The 20,490-nt window shown below is 28.6% G+C and carries 13 protein-coding genes and 1 pseudogene; 13 read left to right on the top strand and 1 reads right to left on the bottom strand.

The annotated features are described in order from the left end of the window. The first annotated feature begins 27 nt into the window (after positions 1 to 27). From wecB to UGRO018_RS12540, 13 genes and pseudogenes are all read left to right on the top strand, one after another. Positions 28 to 1,122 carry a non-hydrolyzing UDP-N-acetylglucosamine 2-epimerase gene (gene wecB / locus UGRO018_RS12480; protein WP_416326823.1) on the top strand — a complete coding sequence of 365 codons (1,095 nt, stop codon included), beginning with the start codon at positions 28 to 30 and terminating at the stop codon, positions 1,120 to 1,122. A gap of 56 nt (positions 1,123 to 1,178) precedes the next feature. Further along, positions 1,179 to 3,470 carry a polysaccharide pyruvyl transferase family protein gene (locus UGRO018_RS12485; protein WP_416326824.1) on the top strand — a complete coding sequence of 764 codons (2,292 nt, stop codon included), beginning with the start codon at positions 1,179 to 1,181 and terminating at the stop codon, positions 3,468 to 3,470. Further along, positions 3,471 to 4,859, top strand: a complete 1,389-nt coding sequence (locus tag UGRO018_RS12490; RefSeq protein ID WP_416326825.1) for an oligosaccharide flippase family protein — start codon at positions 3,471 to 3,473, stop codon at positions 4,857 to 4,859. Between the two features lie 472 nt (positions 4,860 to 5,331). After that, positions 5,332 to 8,658: a hypothetical protein gene (locus tag UGRO018_RS12495; protein ID WP_416326826.1), complete on the top strand. Its 3,327-nt coding sequence runs from the start codon at positions 5,332 to 5,334 to the stop codon at positions 8,656 to 8,658. Continuing rightward, complete coding sequence (locus tag UGRO018_RS12500) at positions 8,659 to 9,150, top strand: response regulator (RefSeq protein ID WP_416326827.1); 492 nt, start codon at positions 8,659 to 8,661, stop codon at positions 9,148 to 9,150. Between the two features lie 37 nt (positions 9,151 to 9,187). Continuing rightward, complete coding sequence (locus UGRO018_RS12505; protein ID WP_416326828.1) at positions 9,188 to 10,354, top strand: phosphorylase family protein; 1,167 nt, start codon at positions 9,188 to 9,190, stop codon at positions 10,352 to 10,354. A gap of 255 nt (positions 10,355 to 10,609) precedes the next feature. Then, positions 10,610 to 10,756: pseudogene (locus tag UGRO018_RS12510) on the top strand (transposase); the annotation flags it as partial. 235 nt (positions 10,757 to 10,991) lie between these two features. Next, the gene (locus UGRO018_RS12515) at positions 10,992 to 11,921 is read left to right on the top strand and encodes a transposase (protein ID WP_416326829.1); all 930 of its coding nucleotides are present in this window, start codon (positions 10,992 to 10,994) and stop codon (positions 11,919 to 11,921) included. Between the two features lie 1,217 nt (positions 11,922 to 13,138). After that, on the top strand, positions 13,139 to 13,903 hold the full coding sequence (locus UGRO018_RS12520) for a YveK family protein (protein ID WP_416326830.1): 765 nt from the start codon (positions 13,139 to 13,141) through the stop codon (positions 13,901 to 13,903). Next, positions 13,875 to 14,588, top strand: coding sequence for a CpsD/CapB family tyrosine-protein kinase (locus UGRO018_RS12525; protein ID WP_416326831.1), 714 nt, complete (start codon positions 13,875 to 13,877; stop codon positions 14,586 to 14,588). Before UGRO018_RS12520 ends, UGRO018_RS12525 begins: the two co-directional genes overlap by 29 nt. Before the next feature lie 393 nt (positions 14,589 to 14,981). Further along, complete coding sequence (locus UGRO018_RS12530; protein ID WP_416326832.1) at positions 14,982 to 15,743, top strand: hypothetical protein; 762 nt, start codon at positions 14,982 to 14,984, stop codon at positions 15,741 to 15,743. A gap of 330 nt (positions 15,744 to 16,073) precedes the next feature. After that, a complete protein-coding gene (locus tag UGRO018_RS12535; protein WP_416326833.1) occupies positions 16,074 to 16,817 on the top strand; it encodes a hypothetical protein in 744 nt (247 codons plus the stop codon). Positions 16,818 to 17,056: 239 nt separating this feature from the next. Then, complete coding sequence (locus UGRO018_RS12540) at positions 17,057 to 18,064, top strand: D-alanine--D-alanine ligase family protein (RefSeq protein ID WP_416326834.1); 1,008 nt, start codon at positions 17,057 to 17,059, stop codon at positions 18,062 to 18,064. Here UGRO018_RS12540 and UGRO018_RS12545 read toward each other — a convergent pair. Beyond that, positions 18,045 to 20,477: a hypothetical protein gene (locus tag UGRO018_RS12545; RefSeq protein ID WP_416326835.1), complete on the bottom strand. Its 2,433-nt coding sequence runs from the start codon at positions 20,475 to 20,477 to the stop codon at positions 18,045 to 18,047. The two genes, UGRO018_RS12540 and UGRO018_RS12545, sit on opposite strands and share 20 nt — an antisense overlap. Positions 20,478 to 20,490: the final 13 nt, after the last annotated feature.

Consider the following 20,490-nt stretch of genomic DNA (forward strand, 5'->3'; position numbering starts at 1 on the left):
CAATGTCAATGGAAAGGAATAAATAAAATGAAAAAAATAATGTTGGTGTTTGGAACTCGTCCTGAGGCAATAAAAATGTGTCCTTTAGTGAATGAATTGAAAAAACGAAAAGGAATTCAAACTATTGTCTGTGTTACAGGGCAACATAAAGAAATGCTAAATCAGGTCTTATATACATTTAATGTAACACCTGATTACAATTTGTCAATTATGAAAGAAAGACAGTCTCTTTTTGATGTAACTATTAATATTCTTGATAGAATAAAAAAAGTATTAGAAATTGAACAACCCAATGTAGTATTGGTACATGGTGATACATCTACTACATTTGTAACAGCATTAGCGTGTTTTTATTTACAAATTCCTGTCGGTCATGTGGAAGCTGGTTTAAGAACTAACAATATTTATTCACCCTATCCAGAAGAATTTAATCGTCAAGCAGTTAGCATCATAAGTAAATATAATTTTGCGCCAACAGAAATGGCTAAAGAAAATTTGATAAAAGAGGGCAAGAATCAAGCTGATATATATGTTACAGGAAACACAGCAATTGATGCGTTAAAAACGACAGTTAGATCCGATTATTCACATCCTGAGTTAGAGTGGGCAGAAAATAGTAAATTAATTATGATAACAGCCCATCGACGTGAAAATCTAGGAGAGCCAATGAAGCATATGTTTAGAGCGATTCGTCGAGTCATGGATGAACATTCAGATGTTAAAGCAATATACCCAATTCATATGAATCCTACAGTAAGAGAAATAGCAAATTCTATTTTAGGAAATGATGATCGCATACATATAATTGATCCTTTAGAAGTAGTAGATTTTCATAATTTTCTATCTAGAAGTTATTTGATCTTAACAGATTCTGGAGGAATACAAGAAGAAGCACCAAGTCTTGCAAAACCTGTATTAGTAATGAGAGATACAACAGAACGTCCTGAAGGCATTAAAGCAGGGACTTTAAAATTGGTAGGAACAGAAGAAGAGGCGATTTATCAAAGCTTTTCTCAGTTGTTAACTGATAATTCACTATATGCTCAAATGAGCAAAGCGTCAAATCCTTATGGCGATGGACACGCTTGTGAACGAATAGCTAACATCTTGATTGAAAACTAATATATGTTTATATCAATTTTGTAAGATATGTAGAAAAGAAAAGGAGGGTTATGAAAATGAAAAAAATAGGAATTATGACGTGGTATCATTATCACAATTATGGCAGTGCATTACAATGCACTGCACTTTCTCATGTAATAAGAAAATTAGGTTATGAACCGTATTTAATTCAATATCATCCACGTAAAACGACATGTACCATCCCTACATATAGAATTAAAGATATTTATCATAAAGTAAAAAAGAAAGTATATATCAATACTTATGTGCCATATACATCAAAGAGAAGAGAAGAATTGTTCATTGAATTTTTAAAAAGCAATATATCTGAAACTGAAGTAGTAGATACGTTTCCGGAATTATATCAATTAAATGATAAACTAGATGCATTTGTTTGTGGAAGTGATCAAATATGGGCACCATCTTGTTTTGATGACAAATATTTTTTATCTTATGTACAAAACACTTCTAAAATGGTGGCATATGCTCCTAGTTTAGGTGTTAATAAGATAGATGATATAATCATTAAAGAAAAAATGAAATGCTTAATATCAAGATTTAAGCACATTTCAGTAAGAGAAACACAAGGTGCAAAAATAATAAGAGATCTATGTAATATAGAAGCGAATGTGGTTTTAGATCCTACTTTATTAATAGAAGCGAATGATTGGGACAAGATAATTGGCACTTCAAAAATAAAAGAAGTAAATCAGCAATATATTTTATGTTATTTTCTTGGTGATGAAAGAAAATATATGGATACAGTCAAAAAAATTGCGAGTCTAGCAAATTTACAAATTGTAATAATTCCTACTACAACAGGTCAAACAACGATGGTAGAATGTATCAAAGATGATATTGGACCATCTGAATTTCTATATTTAATAAAACATGCTAGTTATGTTTGTACTGATTCATTTCATGGTGTTGCATTTTCAATAAATTATAAAAAACCATTTACTACATTTAAAAGATTTAAAGATACTGATAAAATATGTCAAAATTCTAGAATATATAGTTTGCTCAATTTATTAGGTTTAAAAGATAGATTAGATGGTGAAAAGGAAATAGAGCACTCATTATTAAAATATGATTATAATCAAGTAGAAAGTAAACTGATAGAGCTTAGAAAAGAATCTCTTTGCTATCTTGATGATTCACTTAAAGATGCTACAGATACAAGAGTTAAGACTGAGGAAGCGCCATATTATATTACGAAACAGTGTTGTGGTTGTGGTGCCTGTATGGCAGTATGCCCGACTAATGCAGTATCTGTTTCACTTAACGAATCAGGTTTTTATCAATATACGATTGATGATAGTAAATGTATAAAATGTGGAAAATGTAAAAAAGTTTGTCCAAACAATCTTATTGAAGCAGAGGAATTAAAGGAAATGGTGGGTTTATTTTCATATCGAACTGATAACAGAAATGTACTAAAAAAATCTTCATCTGGAGGAGCTGGATATGAAATCGCTAGTCTTTTGAATAAAGAGCATTATTGGATATGTGGTGTGACGTATGATAATAAAATTGATAATGCAAAACATATACTTATTAAACCAGATAAGGAAAACGAATTAGTTAAAATTCAAGGATCTAAATATATACAGAGCAATTCTGCACCAGCAATAAATAAATTAGCTAATTTGCCAATAAATGAGAAAGCAGTTTTCTTTGGAACACCTTGCCAAGTGGCAGGTTTAGATAAAGTTTTAAAAAGTCAAGGAAGAAGAAAGGATTTTATTTTAGTAGATTTAATTTGCCATGGAGTACCATCGCAAAACATGTTTAATAAATATTTATTTGAAATTAAAGAAAAATATAAGCTAGAAGATCATCCAATTGTAAATTTCCGATCAGGAAAAAATGGGTGGAGAAATATGATGATTTCAATTTCTGATTCTAAAACAGAATATAACAAAAGTGAAAAAAAAGATATGTTTTATTCTTTTTTTCGTTATGGATTATGCTATTTAGAGTCTTGCTATGATTGCCCTTACCGTCAAAAATCTGCTGCAGATATACGTATTGGAGATTATTGGGGAAATAAGTTTGAATCTGAAACAATAGGAGTTTCTATGTTGTTAGCAAATACTGAGAAAGGTTATGAGATATTAAAGAAAATCCCTGGTAATTTAAAAGAGCAAAATAAAGAAGATTATTGGACGATTCAATATCCTTATAATCCTCCTAAACCTATATTTTATGATTCTTTAATAAATGAATTAAAAAGAGAGGATATCTTATTATCTGATCTTCGAAAAAAATATGCTCGTGCTTTTGAAAAAAGAGAAAAAATAGGTAATTTAAAGTCTATTTTAAAAAAGATAGGAAGGAATAAATAAGTGAAAGAAAAGTATAAATATTTGTCGAAAAATGTTTTATTGTTTTCAATTAGTGGTTTTGTTCCTAAAATCCTATCTTTTTTATTAGTGCCGTTATATACAGGAATTCTAACTACTAAAGAATATGGCATATCAGATCTGATTTCAACAACTGTAATGTTGTTACTACCTATTTTTACATGTGATATTCAAGATGCAGTTATGAGATTTGCAATGGATAAAAAGTATTCCAAAAAAGATACTTTTACAGTAGGAATGCAAATTTTGCTTTTTGGTGGAATTATAGTAGCTTTGGGGGCATTCATAATTTATAAGTTAAAATTGATAAATGGTTTATATTTACTTTTTGCTACTATAATGTTTATTACAACAGCAATCTACAATAGTTCATCATTATTTTGTCGAGCGATTGATAAAGTAAAAGTTATTACGTATGCTAGTATTATAAATTCGTTTGTGACTCTGATTGCAAATATCGTTTTACTTGCAGTAATCCCACTCGGATTAACTGGTTATTTAATTGCTAATTCATTAGGTTCATTTATTGCACTCATATATATTTTTTACAAGGCAAATCTCATTCAATATTTAAGGACTAGAATCAATAAAAAATTAAGAAAAGAGATGCTTTTGTATAGTTTTCCTCTAATATTTAGTGTAATTGCATGGTGGATAAATAATGCTTCAGATCGTTATATATTAACATGGATGTCTGGAATTGCTATTAGTGGAGTATATGCAGTTTCATATAAAATACCAAACTTATTATCGATGTTTCAAAATATTTTTGCACAAGCTTGGTCTATCTCAGCCATTAAAGAATTCGACAAAAATGATAAGGATGGGTTTATAGGTAATACATATACCTTGATGAATTTTGCAATGGTAGCTGGTTGTTCATTCATAATGTTAATTAATATTCCTTTGGCAAAAATTTTATATTCAAATGAATTTTATGTTGCATGGAAATTTGTGCCTCCACTTCTGATAGCGGTAGTATTTAATGCAATGGCATTGTTTATTGGCAGTGTTTTTACAGCAGTAAAAGATACTAAAACTTTGTCATACACAACAGTTATTGGAGGATTAATAAATACGATTTGTAATTTTATTTTAATATATTTTTTTAATGCATATGGAGCAGCTATTGCAACATTAATCGGTTATGGCGCAACATTAATTTTAAGAAGAGTGATATTGCGTAAGTATATCTGTATAAGAGTAAATAATAAGCGAGATATTTTGTGTTATATGATTTTAGTTGCACAAATGGCGATCGCTTCTTTAGGCTGGATTTCCATAATTTTACAAGCGTGTCTTTTTATTTGTATTGTTATTTTATATAAGACAGAGTTTAAAAAAATTATTTTATTGTTTATAAAAAAATAGATTCTTAATTTAATAAAGGCAATATTTTCTGTACAAAAAAGCCTGTTTTTAGTAGCTGGTTTCGGGAATAGAATGGTACCAGTTACCTCAAACATTCTTAAACCATTAGTATAAGTTCAGGATAAAAAATATCAAAAGTTTGCTAGATGCATGTATTAATGTTGGTATAACTGATATCACTAAACCAATACCATTTTTAGTATTTAAATTGTACATGATTTACTAGAAAATGAATATTTTTTAGAATCATATTTTATTGGGATGAAGTTGCATTGTAAGAATGTAAAGAAAAATATAAGATATATGTGAGAAAGACGAGTAAAGATGATATTATCGAAATCGATACATTTAATGAATTAAAGGCTATAGACTATGTTTATGATATTCAAGAGGAATAACGAGAATTTGATAGAAAAATGATTTAAAATATATATCTTATTTTAAATTAATTGAAGAAAGAGAATGAGGAATTATGGATAAATTTAAATTTGAAAAGTTTAAAATTGATTTGATGAAGGGAAAAGTCACTGTTAATCAATTAAAACAATTAAAAGTCGAAGGTACAAAAAATCAATTTTTTTGGTTCATAAAGTTTTTAATGTATCAAAGAAATTTTAGCGATATTTATTTTCCTAAAGAATTAAAAAATTTAATAGCAATTGACAATATTCCATGCCTTGTTGAGGTTGAGGGGGAAGCTCTTGATTCAATTATTATGAGAGAATTTAGCTTTTATGTTCAATGTTTTCTAGTCTATCAAGTGGAAATAAATGATTTCTTATATTTAAGAGATTGTTTTGAAAAAAAACTAATTCTTAATGATTTTGAAGAAGCCTGTCAAATCCTGAAAAATATTCATAGTAATTATGGAGTTTCACATTGGTTGTTAGATGCAGTATTTGTATTAAAATCATTATCCAATAACGAGATAGAATATGTTTCATTTTACAGAAGTTTAAAAAAGAATAAAGATAAGGTAACAATCAAAGTAATAGAGTTATTCAAAGAAAAAAACAGAAACAGTAGTACTGAATCGGCATTTCGAGAAATAAAGACAAAAAATTTAGAAGATATTGATATAGGTGTTAAAAAAATAAACAGAAACTATAGTGCCTATAAATTCTATCTTGAATCTCTTGTTCAATTTGATTGTATTACTGATATAAAACAAACTGTTCCTCTTGTAAAATCAATCTCTTTTTTACCATTAATTGATAAATTTTTATTATTTGAAAAAATAATCTCTGTTGTTATAACAAATCAATTGTTGCCTTTAAAAAAAATAGTATCATTATGCAAACCGTTAAATAATGTTTTCCCTTATTCATTTTTAAGTAAAAGCAGTTTTGATTTAGAGAAAATTGAAACTAATCTAAGCTTTCAGGTTGAAAATGTAAATAAGTTATTTTTTAATGAAAAATATGAAGAGTGCTTAAGTGCTTGTTTAAACGCTCTTAATGAAAATGCTAATTGTTTTTCATTAATTTGCTTGGCAGGTAAATGTTGCTTAATACTTAATACAGATATTGAAAAGAATACAGTTTTAAATAAATTGATTTATTCGGTGAAATCACTTTTCATGTTTGATGAAAAACGGATAAATGATATTTATTTTAATAGTAAATTATTATCGCTTTTTTTAAACTCAACAATATTTTATGATTTTAATTATATTTTTGAAGACTGTAATGATATGAAAAAAAGTAATGTAGAATATAGCTTTTGGATGAAAAATGTATTTTCAAAAACATATTATTATTCTTTTGATGAAATATATAATAAAAATATTGTTTCAGAAAATAGAGCTAGTAATGAAATCCAGTATAGAAATAATTGGGGTAAATGTTTTTTGTTAGCGAATCAGCAAGAAAATATAAATTTAGGAAGAATAAGTAGAACAATTAAATCTGCACTTTTAAAAGATATTGAATTATTAAATGATTATTATATTGAAAATATAGAGCGGTTATCAAAACTTAATTCTGTAGATAGATACTGCTTCATAGAAATCGCAAAAATACTTTTAGATAAAAAAGAAAAGAATTTAGATATAATTGGTGCAATTACAATATTTAATGATTTATATTTAGAATCGATGTTAGTAGTCAAAAATATTGATTATAGGGAACTAAGTGCTAAAATTTTAGAATCAGAAATTGAGCAAAAATGTCTGAAATCAATAGATTATTTAATTTTTTCTTATATAATTCAAATGAATAGAGTACAGGCTACATCTGAAAGTATGAAATTAACAAAATATGCTATAAACTACATAAAATTGAATGGAATAGATGTTTTTGATGTATCATTTATTCCAAATGGCTATATGGAAAAAAAGAAATATTTGTTTATGATTTATTATATTTGCAATGTGAACTGGATAAAACATTATTATTTAAACGTAAATAAGAAAGTGTTAAAGCCAATAGAGCTATACAAAAAAAGATTGTGTTTGTTAGATATAATTAAAAAAAGCGGTTATGATGTTGATCTAGATGAATTAAATTCTGAAATAGAGAAATTAATTTATGACAGAGATATTTCGTTCATTAAAAAAAATAAAAATAGTGGGCATGTAGATTTAGGAGTAATTAATTTGACTGATGTTACAAAAAGTGAAGTTCTTAATGCTTTTACCCAAATAAAAACACAAGATATAATGCTTAGAAGTGAAGCTGAAAAAAACTCAAAATACTATTTGCTAATGGAAGCTTTTAAAAAATACAGAAAAGATTTTATCAGTAAAATGGATGTAGTGATAGGCCATATTCGACATAATAAGTTTAATAATATTTTAGATTTATTGCAAAAAAATGATTTATATATTAGGAAAAGTGAGAATTTTAATTATAGTCCCAAATTTATAGATGATTTAGTATTAGAGGAAAAAATTATTTCATCTTTTTCTTCTAAAGTTAATGCAAAAATTGAATTCATAAGATCAAAAAAATTAGGACCTTATGATGAGAAAAAGAACGAATATGGAATTCATTTGTTTATAGAGCATGATATCATATATGACGCATTTACGAAATTAAATCTTGAAAATATTAACAATTTATATGACACTTTTTATAAATTATTAGTAGATCAATTGAAAATGGAACTTAATAGAGTAAAGAAAGAAATTGTTGATTCTTTAAGAGAATTCTTTTCATTTGAATTTGATGATATGCTCAAAGCTTTATCAAGACAAAAAAAGTTAAGTGAAAATTTAAAAAAATCAAAATTAGAATTGGAAGACTTTTATAAGAATCTTGAAAAATGGTTATCATATAGCGAAGAATCTACCAAGCAAAATTATTCAATAGACGTTTTTGTAGATGATTTTATACAGGCGTGTATCAAAAAAGGATTAAATATAACATATGAGAATAGAAAAGAAGAAAGAAGAAACGTTAATATAAAAGATATTTCTCCATATAAACTGAATATGATTTTGGAAAATTTTTTAAGCAATGCTATAAAACATTCTGGCTTTGAATCACATGATCTAAATATTATTATTGAGTTTACAAAACTTGATGATAAAATAGCATTTAAGTTTTCAAATAAAATTTCTCAAGATATTAGTGATGAGGAAATGGATAACCGTATTAAGATGATACAAGAGAGAATTGATAGTAAAGAAAGAAGAGATGAAGATAAGAATATTTCTTTTGGTAACGGCTACTATACGGTGATTGAAATTTTGAATGAAGTTATTAGTAATGGATGGAGATTAACACCAAATTATGACAGAAAAAACGGTGTATTTAGCATATATTTAGAGTTACTAATAAGAAGAGAGGAAAATTAAATGAATAAAATTTTGATTATAGATGATGAGTTGGATAAACAAAAAATGTTGACAGAGTATTTTGAAAGTAAAAACTGCTGTGTGAAAATTGCTAATTGTGTAAATGAGGCTTTAGAAGTTTTGTTAACAGAAGAAAAATTTGAACTGTTAATATTAGATATGCATTTGCCTGAGAATAAGGACAGTATTGCTAACATGATGGGTGGATTAGAAATTGCAAAATTTTTATATATCAATAATTCTGATTTTCCTTATTTGGTATTTACACAGTATGAAGAATTCAGTACTGAGATGGATTCTAATAGAATATTAGAAAGTAAATATTATGAGCCAGCAAAATTATCAAACAGCTTTTATCAAGATATAAAAAACATAGCGGAATTAAATGCATTCCTTAGTGATTTAAGCGAAAAATACCTAGGAGCAATATTATGTTGTTATACAGATGATTATTGGATCAAATACATTGATGCTCTTTTACGAACATTATAAAATATAAAAAACAGTAATAAGTAAAATGGAGGATAAAATGAAGATTTTATTAATTGAGGATAGTGATGGAAAACGTGATGTGAAAGAATTTTTGAAAAAAAACAAACATGAGCTCTTTATTTTTCAAACTGTTGATGAAGCAAAAGAAAGATTGATGAACAAGCAATATGATATTGTTATTACAGATATGCAAATACCAATTGATCTTACCCAAGGACCAGAAGAAAATGGTGGAATCATGCTATATGATTATATAATACATGAGGATGAAATCTTTCAGCCTAAAGGAGTTATAGCTATTTCATCTTATGTAAATAATGATATAGTTGTAAAATGTAATCAATTAGGCTTACAGATCATAGACTACAGCAAAGAAAAAGACGAATGGGAACATCAGTTAAAAGATGCCATAAATAAATATGAAAATAAAAATAAGATTGATGTTGCAATAGTCAATGCAGTTGAAGTAGAATTCGAAGAAGCTAAAAATACTTTTGGTGGATCGGAAAATGCTGATGGATTTTATGAAAGCGTTCTATCTAATGATTTAAAAGTTCTTGTTTGTAGCCCTTTGAGCATGGGATTGATACCAATTACAGAATTAATTACGAAGCTGATTGTCAAATATGATCCTGAAATGATAATAATGACAGGAATAGCAGCTGGCTTAGGAAGCAAGGATAGTAAAGGATTTTGCGATGTTTTGGTAGCAGAATCAGCTTGGGATTATTCATCTACTACAATACAAGATAATGAAGAAAAGAATGACTTTACAGTTATTTATAATGCTTCTCCAAACAAAATAGATGTAGATTTAAGAAAAATATTTAATAAATATAAAGCTAATAAAGATCTATGTTCACAACTAAGGAAAGACATTTATAACAGTGATATTAAAATACATGTTGGTCCCTTTGCTTCAGGAACTGCTGTGATTAAGAGTGAGTATTATATCAATAAAGTAATTTCACCACTAAATAAAAAATTTATTGGACTAGATATGGAAACAGCAGGATTATATTATGCAGCCTTAAATTCTGATAAACATCCTGTATATTTTATATCTATGAAGTGTTTGAGTGATTGGGGTAATACTGAAAAAAATAAGATTTATCAAGAAAAAGGAAGCCGTATTTCTGCAAAACTGGCTTTGTACTTTTTAGAAAATGATTATAAAAGTTTTATTCGTTTAAAGAAAAAATAAAGTTTTGTTTTTTTTCATTCTAAATATCTCAATCAAAAAAAGTTGTAGATCGGCTCTGTACAATATGTTACTATTTATATAGAAATCAAAAGTAAATGTAGACTAATACAAGTTGGAGGCATCATGGGAAAAACAAAAGAAGAATTAAAGCATGGATCAGATGTATCGGAATTTGTAATAAAAAAGATAGAAGCAGAATTAATAATACATTAAAAAAAGTATGTGAAGAAAAGTATGTGAAGTAATAAGTATGAGATAGAGTTCATTGAAATAGGCTCCGATAAAGATTATGTGCATTTTTTGATTCAAGCGGTACCTATAATGAATCCTGCAGAAATAATCAAGAAAGTGAAAAGTATAACAGCAAGAGAAATATTCAAAAGAAATCCAGAAGTAAAAAAAAGCGATTATAGGGCAATGTCATTAAGTTAAGAAACAGAAGGAAATTAAAAAGTCCTCCTGTTTTTTATTTTGCTAAAATTTGCTTTTTTTCATTGACAATTATTCAAAAATCGGGACGCTTCGCTACTCTCAGCGTCTTTGTAGGTAGTTGAGGAGGTAAATCTTATGACATTTACTAAACTACTTATATTTCTTTGTTCTTTAGATTTCAGAAACGTTAACTATGGTGATATACATGCCTAATTATTCTAAAAAAGTTATATCTTCTTTTAAAAAGATTGTTAGAGATTTAGCTGCTCAAAAATCAAGTCTTAATCTCGTTGCGAATGCTTCTGTTGATTTCACCAGAAATAGAAAGCTCCCTTTATCTGATATGCTTTTGCTGATTGTTTTTATGTCCGCCAAGCCTATTAAAGAAGAACTTTTTGACTATTTCGACTTTTCTTTAGCTACTGCTTCTTCCAGCGCTTTTGTTCAAGCCAGAGATAAAATCCTTCCTGATGCTTTTGAATCCTTATTTCACAATGTAAATGACGCTTTCTCCTACTCTAAGACTTATCATGACTACCGTCTGATTGCTGTTGATGGTTCTGATCTCCCTATTTCTTATGATCCTAAAGATACCGAAACTTTGCAGGGACTTAGTGATGAGCACAATGGTCATAATCAATATCATATCAATGCCGCTTTTGATATCTTAAACAACTGCTATACAGATGCTATTGTAAATAGTGCAACTCATTCCGCCGAACAAGAATCTATGTGGAGAATGGTAGAAAGGTATAAGGGCAGTAAAGCGATTTTTATCGCCGATAGAAGTTATGCTACATGGAATAACATGGAACACATCAAACATGCCGGTCAATTCTTTTTGATTCGAGCGAAAGACATTTCCTCCAATGGTTTACTTAAAAAATTCAAGCTGCCTGATGGTGAATTTGACGTAGATATAGATACTATTTTAACTACCAGGCAGACCAACGAAGTGAAGGAGAATCCTGATACATATAGGTTCCTTTCGTCTTCTTCTACTTTTGATTTTATTGATAAGGATACTTCTTTTTATACTGTAAATTATCGATTGTGCGTTTTAAAATCAATGGTAAAGAAGAATATGAATCGATCATTTCTAACTTACCTAGAGAGTTGTTTACTCCTGATATGATTAAAGAACTCTATAATATGCGCTGGGGCATTGAGGTATAATTCCGTTATTTGAAATACGCTGTTGATTTATTGGCGCTTCATTCAAAGAAAAGAACATTCATTTTGCAGGAAATCTGGGCAAGAATGATACTTTTTAATATCTGCATGATTATTATTAATCATACAGCGGACAAACTAAACTCAAAAAACAAATGGGAATATGCTATCAATGTCACCAGAGCAGTCCATTTGATACGTGATGCAAGTAAAAGAAAAGGTGGTGTCCCACCTGATCTCGATAAATTAATCCGCAGTGAACTTTCGCCGATACGTCCGAACCGACATGTTAAACGAAAGATGAAGCTCAAGAGCTTCATACGATTTAATTATTGTATCTCATAACATCGTTATTATAGCACACATTTGAAAAAAAGTTCATTTTCAGAACTTCTTTTCATTACGCTTAAATTGTAGATTTTGACTGATGTTTTTTTGCTTTTATTAGCAGTACTCTTTAGTTTACCTTTTGCTTAACTCTTAAGTATCCTTAACTTAATGACATTGATTATAGGGAGGGAACTTTTGGACGAGTGACTATTTCGTTAATACGGCAGTATCAAGTGGTAGTGAAGCAGTGATACGTGAGTATGTGAAAAATCAAGGAATTGAAAAAGAATATAAGCAATTGCTCCAGCAGGAGCAATTAAACTTGAATGTTTTTGTGTGATAGCAATGAATGAGCTATGCCCGTTACAGATACCTAGTTGCTTGTAGCAGGGTAGTTCACTTTAGTATAGAATTTAAGGGAATTGAGTTGATACAAAATAAGAATAAACTTAAATATATCGCAATAAATGATGAAAGAGGGTCTTTAGACAGTTTCCTAAAGATTTATTATCTAGAATTGCTTTAATTCACAAGGATAGAGCTTTTAAACGTATCATTTCTACATCAATGGTTTTATATGAGAATTCATTTGAAAATATGTTGAATAACCAAGGGGTAAATTATGCAATTTTCAATGATTAACCTTTTCAATGTATAGAAACAAAGTAACAAAACTAAGAAATGTAGAATATAATTAGGCTATATTAAATGAAATTTAGTATTATATACAAAATAAATACCACCCAAAAATCTAAATAAAGTATTATAAAAATATCCTATGCATGTTACTACATAGAAATGTAAAAATATACTACTCAGCCATTATAATAATAGGCAGGTGGTGAAATGATGGGAATAGAAAATACAGAAGGAATAAGGAAAGATGATGAAATTGAAATTGATATTTCAGCATTATTGCATCAGCTATTGAGGTTTTGGTGGACGATGGTATTGGGAGTTGGGATAGGCATCTGTTGTGCATGGTTTTATACGACCAAATGTATGACACCAATGTATTCCGCATCTTCTATGGTTTATATGAGAGGAAGCGATAATGATGCAAATCCTGCGGTATCCTTGCAAGAATTACAAGTTAGCACAGAATTAACCAATGATTACGAAATCATTTTCAAAAGTAGACCAATCATGGAAAAGGTAATCAAAGCATTGGATTTAAAAATGTCATATAAACAACTTGCTGCTCGAGTTGAAATATCAAATCCAACGGATACAAGAATTCTAAAAGTATCTATCAAAGACAAGAATCCTAAGATTGCAAAAGATATTGTGAATAAGATTGTCTATTATGGTATGGAAAGTGTTGAAGAAATAGATTCTAAGGAGCCATATCTCATAGAGGAAGCAATAGAGGATCATGATAAGGTTGGTCCTAATCTGAAAATGAATGTCCTCATTGGTGGACTTGTTGGTGGCATTTTAGTGGCAGGAATTATTTTGCTCCAGTTTTTATTAAACGATCGTATCGTATCAAGTGATGATGTAGAAAAATATCTTGAGTTACCTGTTTTATGTGAGATTATGGAAGATGACTCTTTTAATTATCAGAAAAGGGGGAAAAAGAACTATGGTAAAAATAGAAGAAAATCATCATAATAAAATAATTGAGCAAGATATGAAAGAACAAACAATCATCCAATTACAAGATATCAAACTGGGATCAAGTGTAAAAGAATCTTACAAGACACTTCGTACAAATCTTCTATATACCGAAGCTACAAAGACGATTGCAATTACAAGTACATTGCCAAATGAAGGAAAATCTGTGACAGCATACCATCTTGCTGTTAGTTTTGCTAGTGCTGGAAAAAAGACATTATTAATTGATTGTGATTTAAGAAAATCAAAGTTGTATCGTTATCTTCATGTATCTAGAGAACTCCCAGGGCTTAGTGAATATCTAAGCAGGCAAATGGGAATGAATATATATCAAACAACATTTCCTGATTTGTTTTTGATGTTCAGCGGAAAAATCCCACCTAATCCTACTGAGTTATTAAGTAATGAGCTATTTGAATTAATGCTATATAAATGGAAAGAAGAATTTGATTATGTCATTTTAGATACTCCACCAGTGAATAGTGCAGTGGATGCATCTATTGTTGGCAGATATGTGGATGGGATCGTTTATGTTGTACGAAGCGATTATGTGAAACGTAAGTTTGTAGAAAAAAGCAAGAAAATGATACAAAGAAATGGAGGGCATATTGTAGGAGTGGTACTAAACCGGCTAGATCAATATCATGCAAATTATTATGGTTATTATGGAGAAACTGAATAGGAGTTTAAAGGGGGACTGATCAATCGATTGGTGCTTTTTTACTTTACTTACGTTTGAATAGAATAAACAGGCACAGTAATCATAACTATGTGATACAATATGAACGAAAGGATGAATGTTGATAGGAATATATGTAAATCCAGATAATGAAAACTTAAAATTGTAGGATGCGCAAGATAACGTGTTTATGTGAATATGGGTTCTTTTCAAAATGATATGACTGTGATTCGTTCCAGAGAAAGAAGCTTATATTATCAAAGCAACTACACTAATATTCTCAATCAATGTGCATGCATGTTATATGGAACGATAGGATAACAATGAAGACAATTTAAAATAAAATAGAACCTTTCCTGTGGTAAAATAAAAGGAGGAAGATGAGGAGTAATCATTATGAGCAGAGAATATTTAAAACAGGAGTACCGAAAAGCAATCAAGAATCAATTAGCACAACAGGATCCTATGAAAACAGTAATTGTGTATCATCATTTGTTGGAAATTGGGTATGATGAAAGTCGTGCTGTTGATGCACTCGCATATCAATTGGAAATGATGCTGTTAGACATGTTATCTGAAAATAAAAATTTTGATGAAGAAGTTTGGAACCGTAATTTAGATGAATTGATGAAAGAAGAAGAAAAAGATGTGGTTTTGAATGCTTATCAGTTAGAAAAGGTCGAAGGACGTTTAAGAAAAGAATATGGATATATTGCACATGGTGAGGAGGATTATTACTTAGATGGGCTTAATTTATATGAGAATAATCTGAAGTCACTGGCGCAACGTCATCAACTGAATTCTAGAGAATTGAAAAAAATTGTAGAAATGTGGATGTATTTCTTATATGGAAGTCTTCATGATACGACTTATGATTTTTCTAAAGTTGCAGATGAAGATCTGATTGGAATGGCAAAGATGCTTGATTACAATAGCAATATACTTCATAATGAAACCTTATTTGAAAAAATAAAAAAAGAACATCCTGATTTAGATTTTAGTTTGAGAGAGAATTTGGATAGGGTTTTTAAAATGTCGTTTCTTTTGCTAGGCAGAATTTATGAAAGTATGCGATTTTGGGAAAAAGAGTTGGGCAGTGATGGTTACCTATCGTATCTTAAACAGATCGGCGAATTTGATGTTGAGGATGATATCTAAAAAAGAAAGTATAAATTACATAAAATGATAGGAGTGTTGATCAAAAGATGAGCACTTTTTTTCTAGTTGAGAAATCAGTGTTTGAGCATATAAAAGTCTTAATATGAGCAAGCAATGATTTCTATGGGATGGCACTTGAAAATTGGTTGATTTTGTTGTTGCAAAATTCTGAAAGTATGATAAAATCAGCACATCTTATAAAAATAGTTAATTGTATCGTATTTCAAAAAGAGAAAAGCTTTCTTGTTTCAATTATAAGTAAAGGATATTAAAACTTTACTAATTGTTTCATCATTATATGCTGAAAAACAGAAGAAAGCGAGGAATACTATGAGCAGAGAATATTTGAATGAGCATTATCGTCAAGCAGTACTCAAGCAGTTAGAAGAAGAGAAACCAAAAATGATTACATTGGTGTATGAGCACTTATTAGAAATTGGTTATGAGGAGGATCGAGCAGTTGATGCAATAGCATTCAAAATGGAATTGCTGGCTAAGTACCATGAATTAAAGTTTCAAGAAAATTGGAATTACACTTTAAAAGAAATGATGAAGGAAAAAAGTAAAGATGGTATAGTTCTTGGTTTAGACAGTATTGCAATGCGTACCAAGGATATGTTTGGCGATATAGAGGATTGGGAACAAGATGTTTATAATATGATATTTAAAGAATTTGAAGAGTTTCTTGCTAGATTGAATGATTATTTTGAATTTGAATTTGAGGATTTAAAGGTAATCATAAAACTTTGGATGTATATGACATTTGGAGATCTTTATGAAATTACTTATTCATTTTCAATTGTTGTCAATGAAGATTTGATTGGAGCTGCAAGGTGTCTGTATATGATAAGCAATCCCTTTTATGATGAAAAATTGATGGATATGATAAAAAAGAGATATCCAAAGATAGATATCCATTTCGTTGATACAAGGGAAGAGATGTTGAGAATGAACTTTATTGTCCTGAATGGTATATATGATCATATGCTTGCAATGGAAAAAGAATCAGGCAAAGAGGCTTATATAGAGCATTTGAAACATTTGCGAAAAAAAGATGATGCTAACGGTATTTAAATGATTGAATCGAAGTCATAAAATACGGAAATTTATAAAATTATGAACATATAGGTATTGACTATGATGAGAGCCAATACCTATTATTTTAATGCTATAGTGATATAAGGATCATAAGGTAGAATATCAGGTATAAGAGAGTAAGAAAAAACGAAGCATTTCTTTGATAGAACTTTATGTTGAATGTCTTCATTATGTAAGGATAATAAGAAATTATCTGTAGATGAGGAGAAAACATGATGAATTATTATATTATATGTGATTTTCGTGAAGACTTTCCTAGTGTGAATGGAAATAATCGATATTACAATGATCATCCAAGAAAAGATTCTGTTATTGAAATATGCAATCTATTAAAAGAAAAAGGCTATAAATGTGAAATTTTCGGAGGTGTAAAAAAACTAATTCATTATTATGATAATAAAATATTAATGCCGAATGGTCTTTACATAAATATGTCTGATGGTTTGAATGAAGAATATTGTCGCATGCAAGTTCCTATTATGGCAGAAATGCTAAATATTTTTTTATCAGGTGGAAATTCATTTTTAGTTGGGCTTGCAAATAATAAATATTATGCAAATTGTGCAGTCGAAAAAGAGGGATTTCTTGTTCCTAAAAGTATTTTATTTGATTCTCTTTATACATTTTATGATTTAGATTTTATTAATATAAATTATCCGGTCATTTTAAAACCTAACACAGAAGGATCGTCTATTGGTATATCCGAAAAAAACATTTGTCATACTTATGATGAAGCAAGATTAATATATGACACATTGAATCAGAAGTATAATGAGATTATAATGCAAGAATATATAGATGGTTATGAAGTTACAAATATGCTTGTAGGAAACAAGGGAAATTATGTTTTAAATGAAGTCGTTATGACATTAAAAAATGGAAAAGAGTACTATATAGATACAGTATTATCACAAGATGATAAAGCAAACAAAAAAACAATAGATATCATTGCTGATCAAAAGCTACCAAAAGCTGTAATAGAAAATATAAAGCATACAACCATAAGTATTTTTGAAAAATTACATTATAAAGATATTATAAGAATAGACTATAGAGTTACAAAAGACTTTAAAGTATATTTCATTGAATTAAATACAGTTCCTAGAATTAGTAGTACAACAGAATTGGGCTTAATGTGCAAACATGCTGGTTTAACATTTGACGAGTTTCTATGTTTATATGTTGATTCTATTGAAAAAAGATTTAATCATGAGTCAAAGTAACGATCCAACAATCAAATGGCACACATTCATAATCTAATTCTGGCTGAGGGAAATTTTTAAGATATCCCTTCATTTCAGGAATGTTCTGAATTAATCTATGCAACTTTAATTCAGAACTTGTTCCTTCTACTTCCTTCAATATAGCTAAAATTTGTTTTTTTGAAGCAGTTATATCTCCACATTTAAAATTTATATAAGCTGTATTAACGGCTACTTTACGCAATATATCTGGATAGAAGAGATGATAATACTCTATATGTTCATTAATTTCTTTTAAAAGTCCAATAGCATTATTAGTATACCCAAGCTCTATTTTACAAATAGCAAGATTACACATTAAAGCAGTTTTTGTATAAGGAGAGCGATTCCAAAAAAGTGCCTCTTCAAGTTTTTCACAGGCTATAGAAAATTCATTTTTTATCATATGTAATACTGCTAGATTATTGAGCGAATAAGAACACTCATGTGGTTTGTAATTAAGTAAACTATCGATTGTTTCTTCAAAAAGCATGTTCGCCTCATCATATTTCCCCATTCGAAATAAAATCACCCCCATATTATGCTTCACACAGTCAATCATATAATTTTTTTTATAACGTTTCAAAATTTGTAAAGAAAGTTGTAATTTTTCAAGTGCTTCTTCATTAGGTAAAAAATCTTCTGAATTTTTTAGTACATATCCATCTCCTAATGTATAATTTTTATTTTTTTGTTTTCTTGTTGATGCAATATAATCATTAAATTTTTGTTCAGCTAACTTCTTTTTGTCTTTCATCTCTAATAACACACATAACTCTATATTAAGTAATAACAGCTTATTATTTCTGCTTTTTGCATAAATATAGGCTTTTTCAATATATAAAAGAGATAATTTTTTTTCTCCAAGGATACTAAAAGCTTTTGCCTTTAAAAAATAGAAATAAAAATCTTTAAAATCTACGCCAGCAGTGATATCTATGATTCGCTGATATTCTCCGGTATGATATAATGTATCTATAGCAAACAGCATTTCTTTTTTATTTAAGAATTGATTAACGCTACATAAACTAGACAAGACACTAGAAGCCTGGCTATATCTATGTTTATTTACTAGATATTTAGCAAATTGCATATTTTTTTCAATTTGAACATATGGCCGCATGATATATTGTGAAAGCTTTGCTTGAATTTCTATGCTTTCTATTTCATCAAGTTCATTTTGATTTGCTGCTTTTACGATTTCTTTTATTAAACAATTACTCCAACTAGGTAAAGCTTTAGATATGATTTTATCCTTTTTGATATAATTTTCAACAAGAAAAAAAATACTGTCATGAGAGAATTTATAAGTGAAATAAAAACCATTATAGTTATCAATTGCTAAAATATTATTGTTCACTAGCTTTTCAAAATTTTCATCAAGATATTTTTGTTGGTTGAAAAGTGCCATAGAGTAATGAATAATGATTTCTTTTGTTTTTGAATATCCTAAACACCAACATACAAATAAGATTGCAGATTCATAAGGATTAAATTTTATATTTAACCCCAATCTCATTTCGCCAAGATACTCTGCAATATCAACTATCTCTAAATTTATATCTGAATAAAAACAATCATGCTCTTTTTTTGATATTAACTTCATTAAAAAACATTTAAGATTTTGTGGATTTCCATCACAGTATTCATATAGATCTTTAATAATAGATTCATCACATTTTCTGATCATCATTTTTTTATTTAATATTCGAATAAATTCACTTTCACTAGGCAATTTACTGATTATATATGGTTTGATAAAGAGTTTTTCTCGTAATTCTAAGATAATAGAATCATAATTAACATTTTCAGTGAGTAGCAAGATAACTTTAATAATTTTATTTTCTCTGATTTTTTTTAATAGGGGTAAAAGTACTTCTAAAGAATCACAATCGCAATTTGTAAAGTTATCTAAAATAAGAATGCAATTTTTTTCTTTATTGATTCGTTCAAGATAATTTAATAAAACATCTTCCTTAAGCATCGGTTTTTTATTTTGTCCTAAAAAAGAGATGCCGTCATTAAAGAAAAAACTAATCAATTCGTCTAAATAGTCAATTTTTTTAAAGTTTAAAATAGATGTAATCCCCGCTGAAAGAAGATGTTGAATACATATTGAATTATGAATAAAGTAGTCCTTTAATGTAAGCTTACTTTCATCATTTAGTGTATTTAAAAAAATAGATAGATATGTTTCAGACGACCCGATTTTACGATTAATAAATATAAAATCATAATGATCTATTTCATCCTGTAGAGCATATAGAAGGGTTGTTTTACCAACACCATTTTCTCCTAGAAGGGTTATTAAAAATTCTTCTGATTTTAGAATTTCTTTTAAGTCTTGTCTTTCATGTTTTCGGTCCACAAACTGAAAGTTAAAAATTTCATTCATTTTCATCCCACCA

Source organism: Hoskinsella mucinilytica (assembly GCF_045223415.1).
Taxonomy (GTDB): Bacteria; Bacillota_I; Bacilli_A; order Erysipelotrichales; family Erysipelotrichaceae; genus Hoskinsella; species Hoskinsella mucinilytica.

Coding starts and splice junctions, on each gene's coding strand:
- wecB (WP_416326823.1), top strand. CDS start 28: ATGAAAAAAATAATGTTGGTGTTTGGAACTCGTCCTGAGGCAATAAAA.
- UGRO018_RS12485 (WP_416326824.1), top strand. CDS start 1,179: ATGAAAAAAATAGGAATTATGACGTGGTATCATTATCACAATTATGGC.
- UGRO018_RS12495 (WP_416326826.1), top strand. CDS start 5,332: ATGGATAAATTTAAATTTGAAAAGTTTAAAATTGATTTGATGAAGGGA.
- UGRO018_RS12500 (WP_416326827.1), top strand. CDS start 8,659: ATGAATAAAATTTTGATTATAGATGATGAGTTGGATAAACAAAAAATG.
- UGRO018_RS12505 (WP_416326828.1), top strand. CDS start 9,188: ATGAAGATTTTATTAATTGAGGATAGTGATGGAAAACGTGATGTGAAA.
- UGRO018_RS12515 (WP_416326829.1), top strand. CDS start 10,992: ATGCCTAATTATTCTAAAAAAGTTATATCTTCTTTTAAAAAGATTGTT.
- UGRO018_RS12520 (WP_416326830.1), top strand. CDS start 13,139: ATGGGAATAGAAAATACAGAAGGAATAAGGAAAGATGATGAAATTGAA.
- UGRO018_RS12525 (WP_416326831.1), top strand. CDS start 13,875: ATGGTAAAAATAGAAGAAAATCATCATAATAAAATAATTGAGCAAGAT.
- UGRO018_RS12530 (WP_416326832.1), top strand. CDS start 14,982: ATGAGCAGAGAATATTTAAAACAGGAGTACCGAAAAGCAATCAAGAAT.
- UGRO018_RS12535 (WP_416326833.1), top strand. CDS start 16,074: ATGAGCAGAGAATATTTGAATGAGCATTATCGTCAAGCAGTACTCAAG.
- UGRO018_RS12540 (WP_416326834.1), top strand. CDS start 17,057: ATGAATTATTATATTATATGTGATTTTCGTGAAGACTTTCCTAGTGTG.
- UGRO018_RS12545 (WP_416326835.1), bottom strand. CDS start 20,477: ATGAATGAAATTTTTAACTTTCAGTTTGTGGACCGAAAACATGAAAGA.